Annotated in this window: 9 protein-coding genes and 3 rRNA genes; 10 read left to right on the forward strand and 2 right to left on the reverse strand. The window is 64.2% G+C overall.

Annotated elements, in window-relative coordinates:
- Positions 1-8: 8 nt before the first annotated feature.
- A complete protein-coding gene (locus MYK68_RS04980; RefSeq protein ID WP_247866597.1) occupies positions 9-410 on the reverse strand; it encodes a hypothetical protein in 402 nt (133 codons plus the stop codon).
- A gap of 435 nt (positions 411-845) precedes the next feature.
- Here MYK68_RS04980 and MYK68_RS04985 point away from each other — a divergent pair.
- From MYK68_RS04985 to rrf, 3 genes are all read left to right on the forward strand, one after another.
- Positions 846-2366 (forward strand): 16S ribosomal RNA (locus MYK68_RS04985).
- Between the two features lie 479 nt (positions 2367-2845).
- Positions 2846-5992 (forward strand): 23S ribosomal RNA (locus tag MYK68_RS04990).
- A 94-nt stretch (positions 5993-6086) separates the two neighbouring features.
- Positions 6087-6203: ribosomal RNA gene (gene rrf / locus MYK68_RS04995) — 5S ribosomal RNA — on the forward strand.
- Together the 16S, 23S and 5S rRNA genes form the textbook arrangement of a ribosomal RNA operon.
- Positions 6204-6830: 627 nt before the next feature.
- Here the strand turns inward: rrf and MYK68_RS05000 are convergent.
- Positions 6831-8090, reverse strand: coding sequence for an IS256 family transposase (locus tag MYK68_RS05000; protein WP_247865287.1), 1260 nt, complete (start codon positions 8088-8090; stop codon positions 6831-6833).
- Between the two features lie 1195 nt (positions 8091-9285).
- Here MYK68_RS05000 and MYK68_RS05005 point away from each other — a divergent pair.
- The 7 genes from MYK68_RS05005 to MYK68_RS05035 all read left to right on the forward strand — a co-directional run bounded on the left by MYK68_RS05005 (position 9286) and on the right by MYK68_RS05035 (position 17805).
- Entirely contained in the window at positions 9286-9975 is a 690-nt protein-coding gene (locus MYK68_RS05005; protein WP_247866598.1) for a TetR/AcrR family transcriptional regulator, read from the forward strand.
- Entirely contained in the window at positions 9972-10478 is a 507-nt protein-coding gene (locus MYK68_RS05010; RefSeq protein WP_247866599.1) for a GNAT family N-acetyltransferase, read from the forward strand. Before MYK68_RS05005 ends, MYK68_RS05010 begins: the two co-directional genes overlap by 4 nt.
- Complete coding sequence (locus tag MYK68_RS05015; RefSeq protein WP_247866600.1) at positions 10475-10975, forward strand: hypothetical protein; 501 nt, start codon at positions 10475-10477, stop codon at positions 10973-10975. Before MYK68_RS05010 ends, MYK68_RS05015 begins: the two co-directional genes overlap by 4 nt.
- 43 nt (positions 10976-11018) lie before the next feature.
- Positions 11019-11498, forward strand: coding sequence for a copper chaperone PCu(A)C (locus MYK68_RS05020; RefSeq protein WP_247866601.1), 480 nt, complete (start codon positions 11019-11021; stop codon positions 11496-11498).
- Complete coding sequence (locus MYK68_RS05025; RefSeq protein WP_247866602.1) at positions 11495-12655, forward strand: Dyp-type peroxidase; 1161 nt, start codon at positions 11495-11497, stop codon at positions 12653-12655. Before MYK68_RS05020 ends, MYK68_RS05025 begins: the two co-directional genes overlap by 4 nt.
- Before the next feature lie 10 nt (positions 12656-12665).
- On the forward strand, positions 12666-16292 hold the full coding sequence (mfd, locus tag MYK68_RS05030) for a transcription-repair coupling factor (protein WP_247866603.1): 3627 nt from the start codon (positions 12666-12668) through the stop codon (positions 16290-16292).
- 82 nt (positions 16293-16374) lie between these two features.
- Positions 16375-17805 carry a nucleoside triphosphate pyrophosphohydrolase gene (locus MYK68_RS05035; protein WP_247866604.1) on the forward strand — a complete coding sequence of 477 codons (1431 nt, stop codon included), beginning with the start codon at positions 16375-16377 and terminating at the stop codon, positions 17803-17805.
- The last annotated feature ends 3 nt before the right edge of the window (positions 17806-17808 follow it).

The raw sequence follows: 17808 nt of genomic DNA on the forward strand, positions 1-17808 counted from the left end.
GCGACCGGTCACCGCACCGAGGCTATGCACCATCCCTGCGCGCGATCCTTACGGAGCGTGACGGTCAGCCGGTCGGTATCGGCGACACTCACCTCGGAGTGCCCGGCGGACCCGTTCACCGTGGCCTGGGACTCCACTCGCATGGAGTCGGGGGAGTAGGGGGTCGTCCCGAACGAGGTGGTGTCCGAGTACTCGGCCACGTCGTCGCTGCAGAAGGACTGCTCCACGGCATCGGCCGCACCGGACTGGTTGTACTGCGCGACGAAGGCGTCGACGATCGATTGCGCGGTGGCGGCGTTGGTCGCCGGGTCGTTCTTGGGGTGCGTGGGATCGGAGCCGCAGGCCGAAAGGGTCGTGACCAGGGTGCTCGCGAGCAGAACCGAGCCGCCGAGAGTGCGCACGTTTGACATGCCTCGATCGTACCGAATGGCCGTTGACCTGCGGAGTTGTGTTTGTGTTGGGGTGTGTGTAACTTAGTCGAGGTCGCCAGGGCCAAGGTTTCCCGGAGAAATCCGGATCCAGGGGTTGCGCGGCGGGCCGGGACTCTGATAGAGTTCTTGTCACCGGGGTGGTTGTGGTTTGACTGCCTGGGGTTGCAGACGCTAGTCTGGAAGAGTTGCCCGCTTGCCGGGTGGTGCTCTGCTCATTGAAGTTCGCGCAGGCCTGTGGTTTGTGTGGTGTTGGTGGGTGTGTGTTTTTTGAGAACTCGATAGTGTGTGATGGATTTTCTTGTGCCAGTGATTGTCTGGCATGGAGGGAGTTTGTCATTGACAAGACGAATTTTTTTGCCAGTCAATTTCTTATTTTTTTGGATTATTTTTTGGTCAGGTCTTTTCTCTGATTTTTGTTTGGAGAGTTTGATCCTGGCTCAGGACGAACGCTGGCGGCGTGCTTAACACATGCAAGTCGAACGGAAAGGCTCCTTCGGGGGTACTCGAGTGGCGAACGGGTGAGTAACACGTGGGTGATCTGCCCTGGACTTCGGGATAAGCCTGGGAAACTGGGTCTAATACCGGATATTCATCTCCTGTTTCATGGTGGGGGGTGGAAAGCTTTTGCGGTTCAGGATGGGCCCGCGGCCTATCAGCTTGTTGGTGCGGTAATGGCGTACCAAGGCGACGACGGGTAGCCGACCTGAGAGGGTGATCGGCCACACTGGGACTGAGACACGGCCCAGACTCCTACGGGAGGCAGCAGTGGGGAATATTGCACAATGGGCGCAAGCCTGATGCAGCGACGCCGCGTGGGGGATGACGGCCTTCGGGTTGTAAACTCCTTTCGCCAGGGACGAAGCGCAAGTGACGGTACCTGGAGAAGAAGCACCGGCCAACTACGTGCCAGCAGCCGCGGTAATACGTAGGGTGCGAGCGTTGTCCGGAATTACTGGGCGTAAAGAGCTCGTAGGCGGTTTGTCGCGTCGTCTGTGAAATCCTGCAACTCAATTGTAGGCGTGCAGGCGATACGGGCAGACTTGAGTACTACAGGGGAGACTGGAATTCCTGGTGTAGCGGTGAAATGCGCAGATATCAGGAGGAACACCGGTGGCGAAGGCGGGTCTCTGGGTAGTAACTGACGCTGAGGAGCGAAAGCGTGGGGAGCGAACAGGATTAGATACCCTGGTAGTCCACGCCGTAAACGGTGGGTACTAGGTGTGGGACTCTTTTCACGGGTTCTGTGCCGTAGCTAACGCATTAAGTACCCCGCCTGGGGAGTACGGCCGCAAGGCTAAAACTCAAAGGAATTGACGGGGGCCCGCACAAGCGGCGGAGCATGTGGATTAATTCGATGCAACGCGAAGAACCTTACCTGGGTTTGACATACACCAGACGACGGCAGAGATGTCGTTTCCCTTGTGGTTGGTGTACAGGTGGTGCATGGCTGTCGTCAGCTCGTGTCGTGAGATGTTGGGTTAAGTCCCGCAACGAGCGCAACCCTTGTCCTGTATTGCCAGCGGGTTATGCCGGGGACTTGCAGGAGACTGCCGGGGTCAACTCGGAGGAAGGTGGGGATGACGTCAAGTCATCATGCCCCTTATGTCCAGGGCTTCACACATGCTACAATGGCGCGTACAGAGGGCTGCGATACCGTGAGGTGGAGCGAATCCCTTAAAGCGTGTCTCAGTTCGGATTGGGGTCTGCAACTCGACCCCATGAAGTCGGAGTCGCTAGTAATCGCAGATCAGCAACGCTGCGGTGAATACGTTCCCGGGCCTTGTACACACCGCCCGTCACGTCATGAAAGTCGGTAACACCCGAAGCCGGTGGCCTAACCCGTCAGGGAGGGAGCCGTCGAAGGTGGGATCGGCGATTGGGACGAAGTCGTAACAAGGTAGCCGTACCGGAAGGTGCGGCTGGATCACCTCCTTTCTAAGGAGCAAACAACACTCCCATTACGTGGCCGTTCGAGCCGCGGTGGGTGTTTGTTCATGGGTGAAACACAAGAAACCACCACGATCTGAGAATGTCACTGTGACGTTTTCGGGGTAGGTGGATTCCCTGCGGGTGACCGCAGGGGTAGTCATTGCACACTATCGGGGTTCTGAGAAAACAGGCCTGCAGCCGGCACCGTGAGGTGTGCGGGTGTGGCAGGGTTTTCTTGATCTGCTCACAGATTTTCCGCCTTCCGTTGTTGGGGGTGCAGGGGTGTGTGGGTGTGTGTTGTTTGAGAAGTGCATAGTGGATGCGAGCATCAATAATCAAGGACTGTGAAGACAGGACTTCTTGTTTTTGGTGTTTGTACTGCAATTAATATTTTGTTGTGTCTCTGTGTAAATAGATATACTCATGTGATTTGTGGGACAGCCACATTCGTGCCCCGCTGTGGTGGGGTGGGTTTGTGGGTGTTGTTGTAAGTGTTTTAGGGCGTTCGGTGGATGCCTTGGTACCAGGAGCCGATGAAGGACGTGGTAGGCCGCGATAGTCCTCGGGGAGTTGTCAAACGAGCTGTGATCCGAGGGTGTCCGAATGGGGAAACCCAGCACCAGTTGTGTGGTGTTACCGCCCGGTGAATGTATAGCCGGTGCGGGGGGAACGTGGGGAAGTGAAACATCTCAGTACCCACAGGAAGAGAAAACAATTGTGATTCCGTGAGTAGTGGCGAGCGAAAGCGGAGGAGGCTAAACCGCGCGTATGTGATACTCGGCAGGGGTTGTGCGTGTGGTGTTGTGGGAGCATGCTTGTTTGGTCTGCCGGCTGGACGGCCAGTGATAAAAGGTTCTGTTAGGTGAAGTGGCCTGGAATGGTCTGCCGTAGACGGTGAGAGTCCGGTAACTGAAAATGGTTCCTCTGGTTTGTGTGTTTCCCGAGTAGCAGCGGGCTCGTGGAATCTGCTGTGAATCTGCCGGGACCACCCGGTAAGCCTGAATACTTCCTGGTGACCGATAGCGGACTAGTACCGTGAGGGAAAGGTGAAAAGTACCCCGGGAGGGGAGTGAAATAGTACCTGAAACCGGACGCTTACAATCCGTCAGAGCTTGTGCACAGTTTAGTCTGTGGTGGGTGATGGCGTGCCTTTTGAAGAATGAGCCTGCGAGTTAGTGCTCAGTGGCGAGGTTAACCCGTGTGTGGGGTAGCCGTAGCGAAAGCGAGTCTGAATAGGGCGATTTGAGTCGCTGGGTCTAGACCCGAAGCGGAGTGATCTACCCATGGCCAGGTTGAAGCCACAGTAAGATGTGGTGGAGGACCGAACCCACTTCAGTTGAAAATGGAGGGGATGAGTTGTGGGTAGGGGTGAAAGGCCAATCAAACTCCGTGATAGCTGGTTCTCCCCGAAATGCATTTAGGTGCAGCGTTGCGTGTTTCTTGCTGGAGGTAGAGCTACTGGATGGCTGATGGGCCCTACTAGGTTACTGACGTCAACCAAACTCCGAATGCCGGTAAGTGAGAGCGTGGCAGTGAGACTGCGGGGGATAAGCTTCGTAGTCGAGAGGGAAACAGCCCAGATCGCCGGCTAAGGCCCCTAAGCGTGTACTAAGTGGAAAAGGATGTGGGATTGCTGAGACAACCAGGAGGTTGGCTTAGAAGCAGCCACCCTTGAAAGAGTGCGTAATAGCTCACTGGTCAAGTGGTCCTGCGCCGACAATGTAGCGGGGCTCAAGTACACCGCCGAAGCCGCGGCAATCACACATGACATCCATCCATGCCTGCGGGTGTGGGTGTAGTGGTGTGGTTGGGTAGGGGAGCGTCCTGCACTCGTTGAAGCTGTCCTGTGAGGGGCTGTGGAGGGTGTGGGAGTGAGAATGCAGGCATGAGTAGCGAAAGACAAGTGAGAAACTTGTCCGCCGGATGACCAAGGGTTCCTGGGCCAGGTTAATCCGCCCAGGGTGAGTCGGGACCTAAGGCGAGGCCGACAGGCGTAGTCGATGGACAACGGGTTGATATTCCCGTACCCGTGTATCCGCGCCCAATGACGAGCCACATGTACTAACCACCCAAAGACACTCTCTATCCTCTTCGGAGGGTTTTGGGTGTGGCTGCGTGGGACCTTGTGTGTAGTAGTTAAGCGATGGGGTGACGCAGGAAGGTAGCAGGGCCAAGCGATGGTTGTCTTGGTGTAAGCCGGTAGGGTGGAGCATTGGTAAATCCGTGTTCCGGGTAGCCTGAGAGGTGATGCGTAGCCAATGTGTGGTGAATTCTGTGATCCTATGCTGCCGAGAAAAGCCTCTAGTGAGTTGGTACACGGCCCGTACCCCAAACCGACACAGGTGGTCAGGTAGAGAATACTAAGGCGATCGAGAGAACTGTGGTTAAGGAACTCGGCAAATTGCCCCCGTAACTTCGGGAGAAGGGGGACCACGCCCGGTGACCAATCTTGCATTGTGAGCTGGGGGTGGTCGCAGAGACCAGAGAGAAGCGACTGTTTACTAAAAACACAGGTCCGTGCGAAGTCGTAAGACGAGGTATACGGACTGACGCCTGCCCGGTGCTGGAAGGTTAAGAGGACCGGTTAATCAACTTTGTTGGTGAAGCTGAGAATTTAAGCCCCAGTAAACGGCGGTGGTAACTATAACCATCCTAAGGTAGCGAAATTCCTTGTCGGGTAAGTTCCGACCTGCACGAATGGCGTAACGACTTCTCTGCTGTCTCAACCACAGACTCGGCGAAATTGCAGTACGAGTAAAGATGCTCGTTACGCGCGGCAGGACGAAAAGACCCCGGGACCTTCACTATAGCTTGGTATTGGTGTTCGGTACGGTTTGTGTAGGATAGGTGGGAGACTGTGAAGCCGTCACGCTAGTGGTGGTGGAGTCGTTGTTGAAATACCACTCTGATCGTATTGGGCTTCTAACTTCGGACCCTGATCGGGTTCAGGGACAGTGCCTGGTGGGTAGTTTAACTGGGGCGGTTGCCTCCTAAAGTGTAACGGAGGCGCCCAAAGGTTCCCTCAGCCTGGATGGCAATCAGGTGTTGAGTGTAAGTGCACAAGGGAGCTTGACTGTGAGACGTACATGTCGAGCAGGGACGAAAGTCGGGACTAGTGATCCGGCACCGGCATGTGGAAGCGGTGTCGCTCAACGGATAAAAGGTACCCCGGGGATAACAGGCTGATCTTCCCCAAGAGTCCATATCGACGGGATGGTTTGGCACCTCGATGTCGGCTCGTCGCATCCTGGGGCTGGAGTAGGTCCCAAGGGTTGGGCTGTTCGCCCATTAAAGCGGCACGCGAGCTGGGTTTAGAACGTCGTGAGACAGTTCGGTCTCTATCCGCCGCGCGCGTCTAGAAACTTGAGGAAACCTGTCCCTAGTACGAGAGGACCGGGACGGACGAACCTCTGGTGTGCCAGTTGTTCCGCCAGGAGCACTGCTGGTTAGCTACGTTCGGAAGGGATAACCGCTGAAAGCATCTAAGCGGGAAGCCTGTTCCAAGATGAGGTTTCTCACCCACCGTTGTGGTGGGGTAAGGCCCCCTACAGATGATGGGGTTGATAGGCCAGAACTGTAAGCACAGTAATGTGTTCAGGTGACTGGTACTAATCGGCCGAGGACTTACCAACAACACCCAAACACCGAATGTTTGATGTGACCGCATCCACTATGTACTTCTGAAACAACACACGGCAGTAATGTTGTGTGACAGTTTCATATTGTTACGGCGGCTATAGCGGAGGGGAAACGCCCGGCTCCATTCCGAACCCGGAAGCTAAGCCCTCCAGCGCCGATGGTACTGCACTTTAGTCAGTGTGGGAGAGTAGGACACCGCCGAACACAACCTCAAAGGAAGGCCCCGAACCAGTCATGGTTCGGGGCCTTCCCGCATCCCCGGGCCAAACACACCACACCAGCCACCCACGACGACCGAAACCGACGACGACCGAACAAGCCCCGATGACGGTCGGGCTCGCACCCCTGACGGCAACCCTCTGGCCGCGTGTCGTCGCCCCGCATGCTCAGGACCCGCGAGGTCGAGACCCCCATACCCGTCCCACACGAGCGGTGCCTGGGACCTATTCCGGTCCGCGCACCTCAGCGATAAGGGCCAGACCGAACCGCGGGGCGAAGGAGGCGCCAACTCGGTGCCGAGCGATCTCTGGCGGCCGGCTCCTCCTCTGGACATGGGATGGCTTCGACTCAGCTCGACCACTATCAACGACAGGGACGGTAGATATCCCCCCGTACCAGGAGTGTCCGGCACCCATTTCCCGGTCTTGCACCCTCAGCAGTGGGGGCGAAAGCGGGGAGCCGGGCGAAAGGGGAGAGAACTCAGCGCCGAGCGTTCTCGAATCGGTCGGCGCCGCGTCCGGACATGAGGTGACCTCGACTCCGCTCGACCACCAGGAGCCTCGGTCAAGCCCCAAGTAGTGGTGTAACTCGTTGTTGATCCTTCGGTGGTGGTCAGGCTGGTATTTGCATCAGGTCATCGGTGGTCACCTCCGTCGTCGAGTCGGTGTTTGTGTCGGTGGTCAGGGTCAGCCTGCAGCGGCTCAGGACTTCGAGGCCGAGGTATCGGCGGCCTTCGGCCCATTCGTCGGTCTGCTCGGCCAGGACGGCGCCGATGAGCCTGATGATCGCGTCTCGGTTGGGGAAGATCCCCACGACGTCGGTGCGGCGTCGTATCTCACGGTTGAGGCGTTCGGTGGGGTTGTTGGACCAGATCTGACGCCATACGTCGTCGGGGAACGCGGTGAAGGCCAGCAGGTCCTCGCGGGCATCGTCGAGGTGGTCGGCGACCTCGGGCAGCCTGTCTTCGGTGTACTCCAGGAGCCGGTCGAACTGCTCATGCACCGCGGTGGCGGTGGGCTGGTCGTAGACGCTGTGCAGCATGGCTTTCACGGCCGGCCACATGCTCTTGGGGCAGGTGGCCATGAGGTTGGCGGCGTAGTGGGTGCGGCAGCGCTGCCAGGCGGCGCCGGGCAGGTTCGCCGCGATCGCCTCGACCAGTCCGGCGTGGGCATCGGAGGTCACCAACCGGACTCCGTCCAGGCCGCGGGCCACCAGGTCGGCGAAGAAGGTGTTCCATGAGGCCTTGGTCTCACTGGTGGCCACCTGCATCCCGAGGACTTCGCGGTGGCCGTCGCCGTTGACGCCGGTGGCCAGCAGCACTGAAGCCTTGACGACCTGCTTGTTCTCGCGGACCTTGATCGTCAACGCATCGGCGGTGACGAAGGTGAACGGGCCGGCCTCGTCCAGGCGGCGGTGTCGGAAGGCGGCGACCTGCTCGTCCAGTTCGGTGGCCATGCGGGAGACCTGGGATTTGGACAGTGAGTCGATGCCCAGCGTCTTGACCAGTTTGTCCATCCGGCGGGTCGATACTCCGGCAAGGTAGCAGTCCGCCACGACGGTGATCAGGGCGGATTCGGCCCGCTTGCGGCGCTCGAGCAGCCACTCGGGGAAGTACGAACCCGAGCGTAGTTTCGGGACGGCGACATCGACGGTTCCGACGCGGGTATCCAGGGGCCGGTGGCGGTAGCCGTTTCGGTAGTTGGTGCGCTCAGCCGAGCGGGCGTTCCACTCGGCGCCGCAGACAGCGTCGGCATCGGCGGAAAGCAGGGCGTTGATGATGGTTTGCAGCAGCTCGCGCATCAGATCCGGTGACGCGTCGGCGAGGGCTTGGCCAAGCAGGCCTGCAGGGTCGACAATATGAGGTGCGGTCATCGTGATGACTCCGTTCGAGGATTCTTTAGACGGTTGACTCGAAGGATCACACGGTGGCCGCTCTACGTCCGTCCCGACACGAAGTCGGAGACGATCTCGGCCACCGAGTTACACCACCTTATGGGGCACTACTGGAGCCTCCCTCGACCCGCACGAGTGGTTCGGCTCCGAGGGAGCTGAGCATGCCAGGCGGACGTGAGGACCCGCACCCGCACGGTGACCGTCGTGAGGCGCCCCCGCCGGAATCTGGAGTGTCGCCCGCGCACCAAGGGTGCCCGGCACCCATTCCTCGGTCTCGCCCCCCTCAGGGGTGAGGGCGAGAGCGAGGAATCGGGCGAACGGGGCGAGAACTCGGCGCCGGATGACTCCTATCCGGCCGAGACCACCTCCGGACACCGGCGATGGTCTCGACTCCTCAGGTCCTGAGCGTGCGTGGCGGAGCGAAGCGACGACACGCAGTCGAAGGGCGACCATCAGGGAACTCCGCGCGATCGGTATGGACGACCCGGATTCGACTGGCGTCGGGCGTGCGCGGCGGACGGTGGGAGAGGCTCCCGAGCGGAGCCGTAGGACACGCGGTCGAAGAGTGAGCACCGCGAGCATCACACGACCGTGAACGTAAGTGTCACCCCGCACCAGAGATGTCGGGCACCGATACTTCGGTCTCGCCCTCGGCGAGGGGGCGAGAACAGAGTGAGGAACCGCGCCCGCACAGCCACCGCCATGAGGCGCCCACGACCGAAGCCCGGAAACGTCGCACCCGCACCAAGGGTGCCCGGCACCCATTCCTCGGTCTCGCCCCCTCAGCAGTGGGGGCGAGACCGGGAATCGGGCGAAAGGGGCGAGAATCCCCAGAGCTGGGGTGAGTCTCAGCCCGGTCGACGCCGCTCCGGGCATCGGTGTGGTCTCGACTCCGCTCGACCGTCACATGGTGCACTCGACCGGAGAGGCTACGGTCGACCATCGTGAGCTCTGCTCGACCTTCATGAGGCTCCGTTCGGCCGTCATGGGCTGCACTCGGTGGGCGAATTTGACTGTGGCGTGGGGCGGAGGCGTCGCCCCCCGTACGGCAGCGCTCGACTGTCATGGAGCGGCGCTTGCCCGACACGCGGCGACCCCACCGCAGCGCGCACGAGATACGACCTGCCAGGTAGGTGGGGAAGCGGTGTCGCAGGTGAGCCCTAGAATGAGGAGCATGACAGTGGGGCGGCCCGAGAAGGGAACAGAGTCCGAGGGCGTGGTGCGGGCGCCGCGCGCGCGCATGACCGGTGCGCAGCGCAGGCAGCAGCTGATCGAGGTCGCCCGCGGACTCTTCGCCGAGCGCGGGTTCGACGGGACGTCGATCGAAGAGATCGCACTGCGGGCCCGAGTGTCCAAGCCCATCGTCTACGAACACTTCGGCGGCAAAGAGGGACTCTATGCCGTGGTCGTCGATCGAGAGATGGAGACGCTGTTGGAGATGGTGACCTCGTCGCTCGTCGAGAACCGGTCGCTGTATCGCATCCAGCAGGTGGCGCTCGCGCTGCTCACCTACATGGAGGAGCGGACCGACGGATTTCAGATCCTGGTCCGCGGCGAGTCGACCGGCGGCAGCACCACCGGTGAGGACACCAGGTACGGCAGCCTCCTGAACGACGCCATCAGCCAGGTGGAACACATCCTCGCCGGGGACTTCGAGCGGCGCGGATTCGATCCCTCGCTTGCTCCGCTCTACGCGCAGGCCCTCGTCGGCATGGTCTCGGTCACGGCGCAGTGGTGGCTCGACGTCCGTGAGCCGGCCAAGGAGGTCGTCGCCGCGCACCTGGTGAACCTGTGCTGGAACGGCCTGACGCGCCTCGACGCGAATCCGGTCCTGGTCGACGCCGACTATCAGGAGCCGGAGTGAGCTGCGAGATCCGGGCCGCGACGACGTCGGACCTGGAACAGATCACCGAGATCTACGCCCACTACGTCGACCAGACCACGGCGACGTGGCGCCACGACGCGCCAGACCTCGCCGCGTGGGACGACCTGCTCGCAAGCACCCGGTCCCTCGGCCTGCCGTTCCTGGTCCTGGCCGGCGGCGACGGCCACGTGTGCGGGTTCGCGTATCTGGCGCCGTTCCGCGGCATCGAGGGCTGGCGGCACACCGTCGAGGACACCATCTACCTCCGTCCGGAGTCGGCCGGCGGTGGCCGGGGCTCTCGCCTGCTGCAGGCGTTGCTCGACGCGGTCGATCCCGTCCAGGTGGAGCAGGTCGTCGCGATGATCTCCGCGGAGGTCGCCGGATCCGTCGCGCTGCACCGGAAGCTCGGTTTCACCGAGATCGGCCGGCTGCGCCGGACCGGGGTGAAATTCGGGCAGCGCCTGGATTGCGTGATCATGCAGCGGTCTACACTAGAGACATGATTCCCAGGGCGAACGGTGTGCTAGCGGCCGCCGTTTCGCTGCTGCTGGGAATCGCGGCGCACGGCATCGCGGGCGGTTACGTGCCCGACTCGCGACAGCTTCTGATGCTGGGGGCGATCGCGGTCGGGGTCGGCGCAGTCCGTTCGGCGCAGCGCAGCGACTCCTGCGTCACGGTCATCGCACTGCTGTCGGGTGGCCAGGTGGCATCGCACATCGCTCTGTCGATGCTCAGTTCGCCCACCGGACACCAGCACGATACGCACACCCTCGCCATGCTGGGCTGGCACGCGGCGGCGCTGCCGGCCTCTGCGGCGGCGCTGTGCGTGATCTCGTGGCTCCTGCGCTTCCTGCATTCCACGATCGACGCCGTCGTGCGAGCCACGAGTGTTGCCATCGGTGACTGCGGTCGAGCGCTGCGCGCGGGCCTCGCGGTCGTCTTGCATCACCTCACGCCGCGCCTCTCGGTAGGGATGCGTGCTCCGCCCGTTTCGGCCTGAGTTTCGTCATCACACACCTACTTTCCCGAGAGGGCAACTCATCATGTTCAGAATCCGATTGCTTTGTGCTGTGCTCGCCACGATCGCGGCGGCCTCGTTCCTCACCGCGTGCAGCGACGACGACAAGGCCAAGGCCGCGGCGTTGACCGTCAGCGACCAGTGGGTCAAGGCCGCGCCGAGCGGCATGACCGCCATGTTCGGCACTCTGAAGAACGACGGCGACTCCGAGATCCGCATCGTGTCCGGAACCTCCGATGTCGCGGGCAAGGTTGAACTGCACGAAATGGTCGACGAGGGCGGCCAGCGCATCATGCGCGAGAAGACGGGCGGTTTCGCCATTCCCGCGCACGGCACCGTCAAGCTCGCTCCCGGCGGTGAGCACATCATGCTGATGGACCTGAAGAAGCCGATCGTGGCCGGCGAGACCGTCGTCGTCACACTGCGGCTCGCCGACGGTTCGACGCATAAGGTGAGCGGGGTGGCGCGCGATTTCGCCGGTAACGAGGAGAACTACCAGCCGTGACCTCCTCGCGCAGATCCGCTGGGATCTCGCGCCGTGGATTCCTCACCGGGGCCGCCGGACTGGCCGGCGCCGGTGTGGGTGCTGCCGCGGTCGGGTTCGCCGTCGAACGCGATGCGTCGACGGCGGACCCGGCCCGGGAGACCGTGGACTTCTACGGCCGGCATCAGGCGGGTATCACCACACCGATGGCCGTGCACGCCAACTACATCGGGCTGAACCTCGCCGACCGCACCGACACGGCGGCGTTGCGCGGAGTCCTCACGCTGTGGACGCAGGACGGGGCGCGGCTCACCCAGGGCGTCGCCGGTCTCTCGGACATCGAGCCGGAACTGGCGGCCGCCCCGTCGCGCATGACCGTGACGGTCGGCGTCGGGCCGGGGGTCTTCGACAGCCCGACGCTCGCGAGCCGTCGTCCGTCGTGGCTGCGACCGCTGCCCGCATTCGGCATCGACCGGCTCGAATCCCGCTGGGGTCAAACAGACCTGCTGCTGCTGATCACGTCCGACGACGCCATGTCGCTCGCGCATGCGACCAGCATTCTCACCGCCGAGGTGCGGACCATCGCGCCGGTGGCGTGGGTCCAGCGTGGCTTCCACGCGCGCCGGAACATGTTCGGGCAGATCGACGGCACCGAGCAGCCGCCGTCGGCCGACTACGACAAGCTGATCTGGAACGACGGCGCCGAGCAGCCGTGGCTCGCCGGCGGCAGTTCGATGGTGATCCGGCGGATCGCGATGCACATGGACACCTGGGAGGAACTCGACCGCGGGCCGCGCGACCTGGTGCTCGGGCGCAAGCAAGACACCGGAGCGCCGCTGACCGGCACCCACGAGCACGACCAGCCCGACTTCGCCATGACGCAGGGCGGCATTCCGGTGATTCCGGCGTCGTCGCACATCGCCCGCGCACACCGGCGGGCCGACCACGAGCAGTACCTGCGTCGTCCGTACACCTATGACGAGTGGCCGGACGGTACCGGGCTGATCTTCACGACGGTGCAACGCGATCCGGTGCGGCAGTTTCTGCCGTCCCAGCAGCGATTGGCCGAGCACGACGACCTCAACGAATGGACCACCCCGATCGGGTCGGCGGTCTACGCGCTGCTGCCCGGGGCGACGCCGCAGGCGCCGCTGGGGACGTCGCTGCTCGCCACCTAGAATGGTGTGAGTGTCGACCACCCCATCGCTGTCCGGGCTGAACTCCTACGCCACGCGGGACGGCGCCTTCGCCGTGCTCGCCGAACGACGGGCGCAGCCGCGGCTCGATCTGACCGCGCCCGACGCGGCGCGGCCCTTCGTCGCCGCGTCGTTGGCGGGGTCCGGCGACGGCCCGTTGCTGGTGGTCGCGGCGAACGGCCGGGAGGCCGACGATCTGACCGCCGAACTGCGCGAGCTTCTCGCGGGCGGTGCCGACGCGGTCGCGCAGTTCCCGTCGTGGGAGACGCTGCCCCACGAGCGGCTCTCGCCCAGTGCGGACACCGTCGGGCAGCGGCTCGCCGTACTCCACCGGCTCGCCGCTCCGGAGGGTGATCCGCTGCGGGTGGTCGTGACGACCGTGCGGTCGCTGATCCAGCCGATGGCGCCGGGGCTCGGCGAGCTGCGCACCGTCACCCTGCGCGAGGGCCTCGAGGTCGACTTCGACGCCCTGGTGGAGCAACTCGTCGAGATGGCGTACGAGCGCGTCGACATGGTCGGCCGGCGCGGTGAGTTCGCGGTGCGCGGCGGCATCCTCGACGTCTTCCCGACGACGGCGGACTATCCGGTGCGCGTCGAGTTCTGGGGTGACGACATCACCGACCTGCGGGCGTTCTCGGTGGCCGATCAGCGGACGCAGCCGGAGATCGACGCGGCCACGGTGATGATCCACCCGTGCCGCGAACTGGTCCTCACCGAACAGGTGCGTGCCCGGGCCGCGGAGCTGGCGGCCACCACCGACGACGAAGCGCTGGCCGAGATGCTGACCAAGCTGTCGGAAGGCATCCCGGTCGAGGGCATGGAGGCGATGATCCCGGCCCTCGTCGAGGGACGGATGCAGCTGCTCACCGAGGTGCTGCCGGTCGGCACCCGGGTGCTCGTGCTCGATCCGGAGAAGGTCCGCACCCGTGCGGCCGATCTGGAACGCACCGGCGCGGAGTTCCTGGAGGCGTCGTGGAACGCCGCGGCGCTGGGCGCGGGCGCGCCGGTGCAGGCCGGCAGCGTCGATTTGCAAGCGAGCGCCTACCGGCCGGTGGGCGAGGTGGAGGCCGCGACGGTGGCAGCCGGTCGTGCCTGGTGGACCATGAGTCCGCTGTCGTCCGGCAGCGGCGACGAGGTGGAACTCGACCTGCAGCCCGGGCCCGCGCCGCACGGCGACGACTCGGCGATCGCGGACCTGCTCGCGGGGCTCCGCGCTCAGCTGGCGTCGGGTGGTCGTGCCGCGGTGGTCGCCGCGGGCAAGGGCACGGCGCAGCGGTTCGTCGAACGTCTCGGGGAGGCCGAGGTGCCGGCGCGGCTCGCCGCCGACGGTGAGGAGCCGCTCGCCGACGCGGTGACGGTGTACCACGGCACCCTCCGCCACGGACTGGTCTGCCCCTCGATCCGCGCCCTGAGCCGGGCGAGGAACGAGCCCGAGTCGAAGGGCGAAGGGTCTTTGGTGATCGTCACCGAGGCCGACCTGACCGGCGCCCGCGTCGTCGGCGTGAAGGACGGCCGCAAGCTGCCGGCCAAGCGCCGCAATCAGGTCGACCCGCTGGCCCTGACCGCGGGCGACATGGTGGTGCACGACCAGCACGGCATCGGCAAGTTCGTCGAGATGATCGAGCGGACCATCGGTGGGGCGCGCCGGGAGTACCTGGTGATCGAGTACGCGCCGGGCAAGCGCGGTCAGCCAGGCGACCGGCTGTATGTGCCGATGGACTCGCTGGACCAGCTGTCGCGCTACGTCGGCGGTGAGCAGCCCTCGCTGTCAAAGCTCGGCGGCAGCGACTGGGCCAACACCAAACGCAAGGCGCGCAAGGCCGTTCGCGAGATCGCGGGCGAGCTGGTGCAGCTCTACGCGGCACGACATGCCGCGCCCGGCTTCGCGTTCAGCCCGGACAGCCCGTGGCAGCGGGAGATGGAGGACGCCTTCGACTTCACCGAGACCGTCGACCAGATGACGGTGATCGGCGAGGTGAAGGCCGACATGGAGAAGCCGGTGCCGATGGACCGGGTGATCGTCGGCGACGTCGGCTACGGCAAGACCGAGATCGCCGTGCGCGCGGCGTTCAAGGCCGTGCAGGACGGCAAGCAGGTCGCCGTGCTGGTGCCGACGACGATTCTCGCGGGCCAGCATCTTCAGACGTTCACCGAGCGGATGGCCGGGTTCCCGGTGAAGGTGCGGGGACTCTCGCGTTTCACCTCGCCCGCCGAGTCGAAGGAGATCATCCGGGAGATGGCGTCGGGCGAGGTCGACATCGTCATCGGCACGCACCGGCTGTTGCAGACCGGGGTCGTCTGGAAAGACCTCGGCCTGGTGATCGTCGACGAGGAGCAGCGCTTCGGCGTCGAGCACAAGGAACACATCAAGTCGTTGCGCACGCACGTCGACGTGCTCACCATGTCGGCGACGCCGATCCCGCGCACCCTGGAGATGTCGATGGCCGGTATCCGTGAGATGTCGACCATTCTGACCCCGCCGGAGGAACGGCATCCGGTGCTCACCTACGTGGGTGCGTATTCGGAGAAGCAGGTCGGTGCGGCGATCCGCCGGGAGTTGCTGCGCGACGGTCAGGTGTTCTACGTGCACAACCGGGTCTCGACGATCGACAAGACCGCCCGCGATCTGGCCCGGATGGTGCCGGAGGCGAAGATCGCGGTGGCGCACGGCCAGATGCCCGAGGAACTGCTGGAGAAGACGGTCGACGGTTTCTGGAACCGCGAGTTCGACGTGCTGGTGTGCACGACGATCATCGAGACCGGACTGGACATCTCGAACGCGAACACGCTGATCGTCGACCGCGCCGAGAACTTCGGTCTGTCCCAGCTGCACCAGCTGCGCGGCCGGGTCGGCCGGTCGCGGGAGCGCGGGTACGCCTACCTGTTCTACAGCGGTGACAAGCCGCTGACCGAGACCGCCTACGACCGGCTCGCCACCATCGCGCAGAACAACGAGCTCGGCGCGGGCATGGCGGTGGCGCTGAAGGACCTGGAGTTGCGCGGTGCCGGCAACGTGCTCGGTGCGCAGCAGTCCGGGCACGTCGCCGGCGTCGGATTCGACCTGTACGTGCGGCTGGTCGGCGAGGCCGTCGAGGCGTACCGCGCCGCGGCGGACGGCCAGGTCGTCGCGCAGGAGGAGACCAAGGAGGTGCGCATCGACCTGCCGGTCGACGCGCACATCCCGGTCGAGTACGTCGAGGCCGACCGGCTGCGGCTGGAGGCCTACCGGAAGCTCGCGTCGGCGTCGTCGGACGCCGATGTCGACGAGGTGATCACCGAGCTGACCGACCGCTACGGTGAGCCGCCGGTCCAGACTCAGCGGCTCGCCGCCATCGCGCGCCTGCGCCTGCGGTGCCGCGAGCGGGGGATCACCGAGGTGACGCTCGCCGGAACCAACGTGCGCCTGGCGCCGATGCTGCTGGTCGACAGCGAGCAGGTCCGGCTCAACCGGCTGTATTCGTCGGCGAACTACCGGGCGACGACGCACACGGTGACCCTCCCGATCCCGCGCACTGGCGGCGTCGGCTCCCCGCGCCTGCGCGACGACGAGTTGGTCGCGTACCTGACGACCTTCCTGACGACCCTGCAGCCCCGCGAGAGCGCGGACGCGCAGTTGTAACACCCGTGCTCACGAACGGTGGCGCGCGAGTGGACTCATTGTCAGTAAGGTTCTCTTCGAGTGACTACCCGGAGGTGTACCGATGCCCGTGATCCTGATGGATCCTGCGCTGCCCGACCTGATCCCGGCGCGCGGGGTCGCGTATCTGGCGGGGCACGTGTTCGTCACCGAAGACGTCCATCCCAGGCTGTTGTGGGACCTGCCGTCGTACGAGTACGTGAGCTTCGCGCGGGACCTGCCGCCGCGTGCCGTCGTGCTGTCGTCGGATCGCACGCATCCGCTGGTCCGCCAGGAGGTCGCGCGGGGTGAGGAGGTGATCACCGCCGACGCGCTCCGCGGAACGCGGCTCCTCGAGGCCGTCGCCCTGATGGACCGGCTGCGGCGCACCGGGCCGTGGGAGAAGCAGCAGACGCACGACTCGCTGCGCCGCTACCTGCTGGAGGAGGTGTACGAGCTGCTCGACACCTTCGATCGGGTCGACGCCGACGAGATGCGCTCCGAACTCGGTGACCTGCTGTTGCAGGTGCTGTTCCACGCGCGGATCGCCGAGGACGCCGCGCAGGGCGCGTTCACCATCGATGACGTCGCGCAGAGCTTCATCGACAAGGTGTCGTACCGGACGCCCGGCGTGCTGTCGGGCGAGCACGCCGACCTCGAACGGCAGATCCAGGAGTGGGAGGATCGCAAGGCCGCCGAGCGGAGCCGGGGGAGTGTGCTCGACGGTCTGGTCACCAGTCAGCCCGTCCTGGCGCTGACGCAGAAGCTGTTCGAGCGTCTCGTCGCCGCCGACTTCCCCCGCAACGCGATCAGCCCGTCGCTGACCCGGATCGACATCCCGATCCGCCGCCACGCCCGCGACAGCGTCGAGGACTCCCAGCGCCGCCTCGTGATGCAGCTGATGTCCGACGTCCGCGCCGCCGAGAACGCCGCGGGCATCGACGGCGTGATCCCGCGCGACGAGAACACCTGGCGCAAGTACCTGGGCATGTCGTACGACGAGACCGTCGTTCCCGCGCAGCCCGTTGAGCAGGTTTCCTCGCAGCCCGTTGAGCCGGTGAGGAGCGAAGCGACGAGCCGTGTCGAAACGCCCCCCGACGATCGAGCTCTCCATGATGATCGAGCGGAGTCGAGATCACCCGCCCCGCCGGTGACGAATGAAGTGACGAACCGTGTCGAAACGCCCGCCCCCGTCGACGCCGAAACGACCGGCCAGTTCCGGCCCGTCCGCGTCGCCGCTCCCTCGACCGATCCCCGCGCCTACTACTTCGAGTTCCCCAAGCCGGGCGAGCGTTTCGACTTCCCCGATCTCGCCGAACACCGCGCCGCCCCCGAGCCCGAACCGGCGCCGAGCAACGACTTCCCCGAGCCCGACGACTTCCCCGGCCCGCCCCCGAAGTACCGCACGGTGGACGTCGACCCGCACGCGGCGACGGAGCGCGAGGTCGACGTGTCGTACGGCTCGGACGTTCCGCAGATGGTCATCCGTCACGAGTGGGACGACGAGGACGACTGACTG

Source organism: Gordonia sp. PP30 (assembly GCF_023100845.1).
Classification (GTDB): Bacteria; Actinomycetota; Actinomycetes; order Mycobacteriales; family Mycobacteriaceae; genus Gordonia.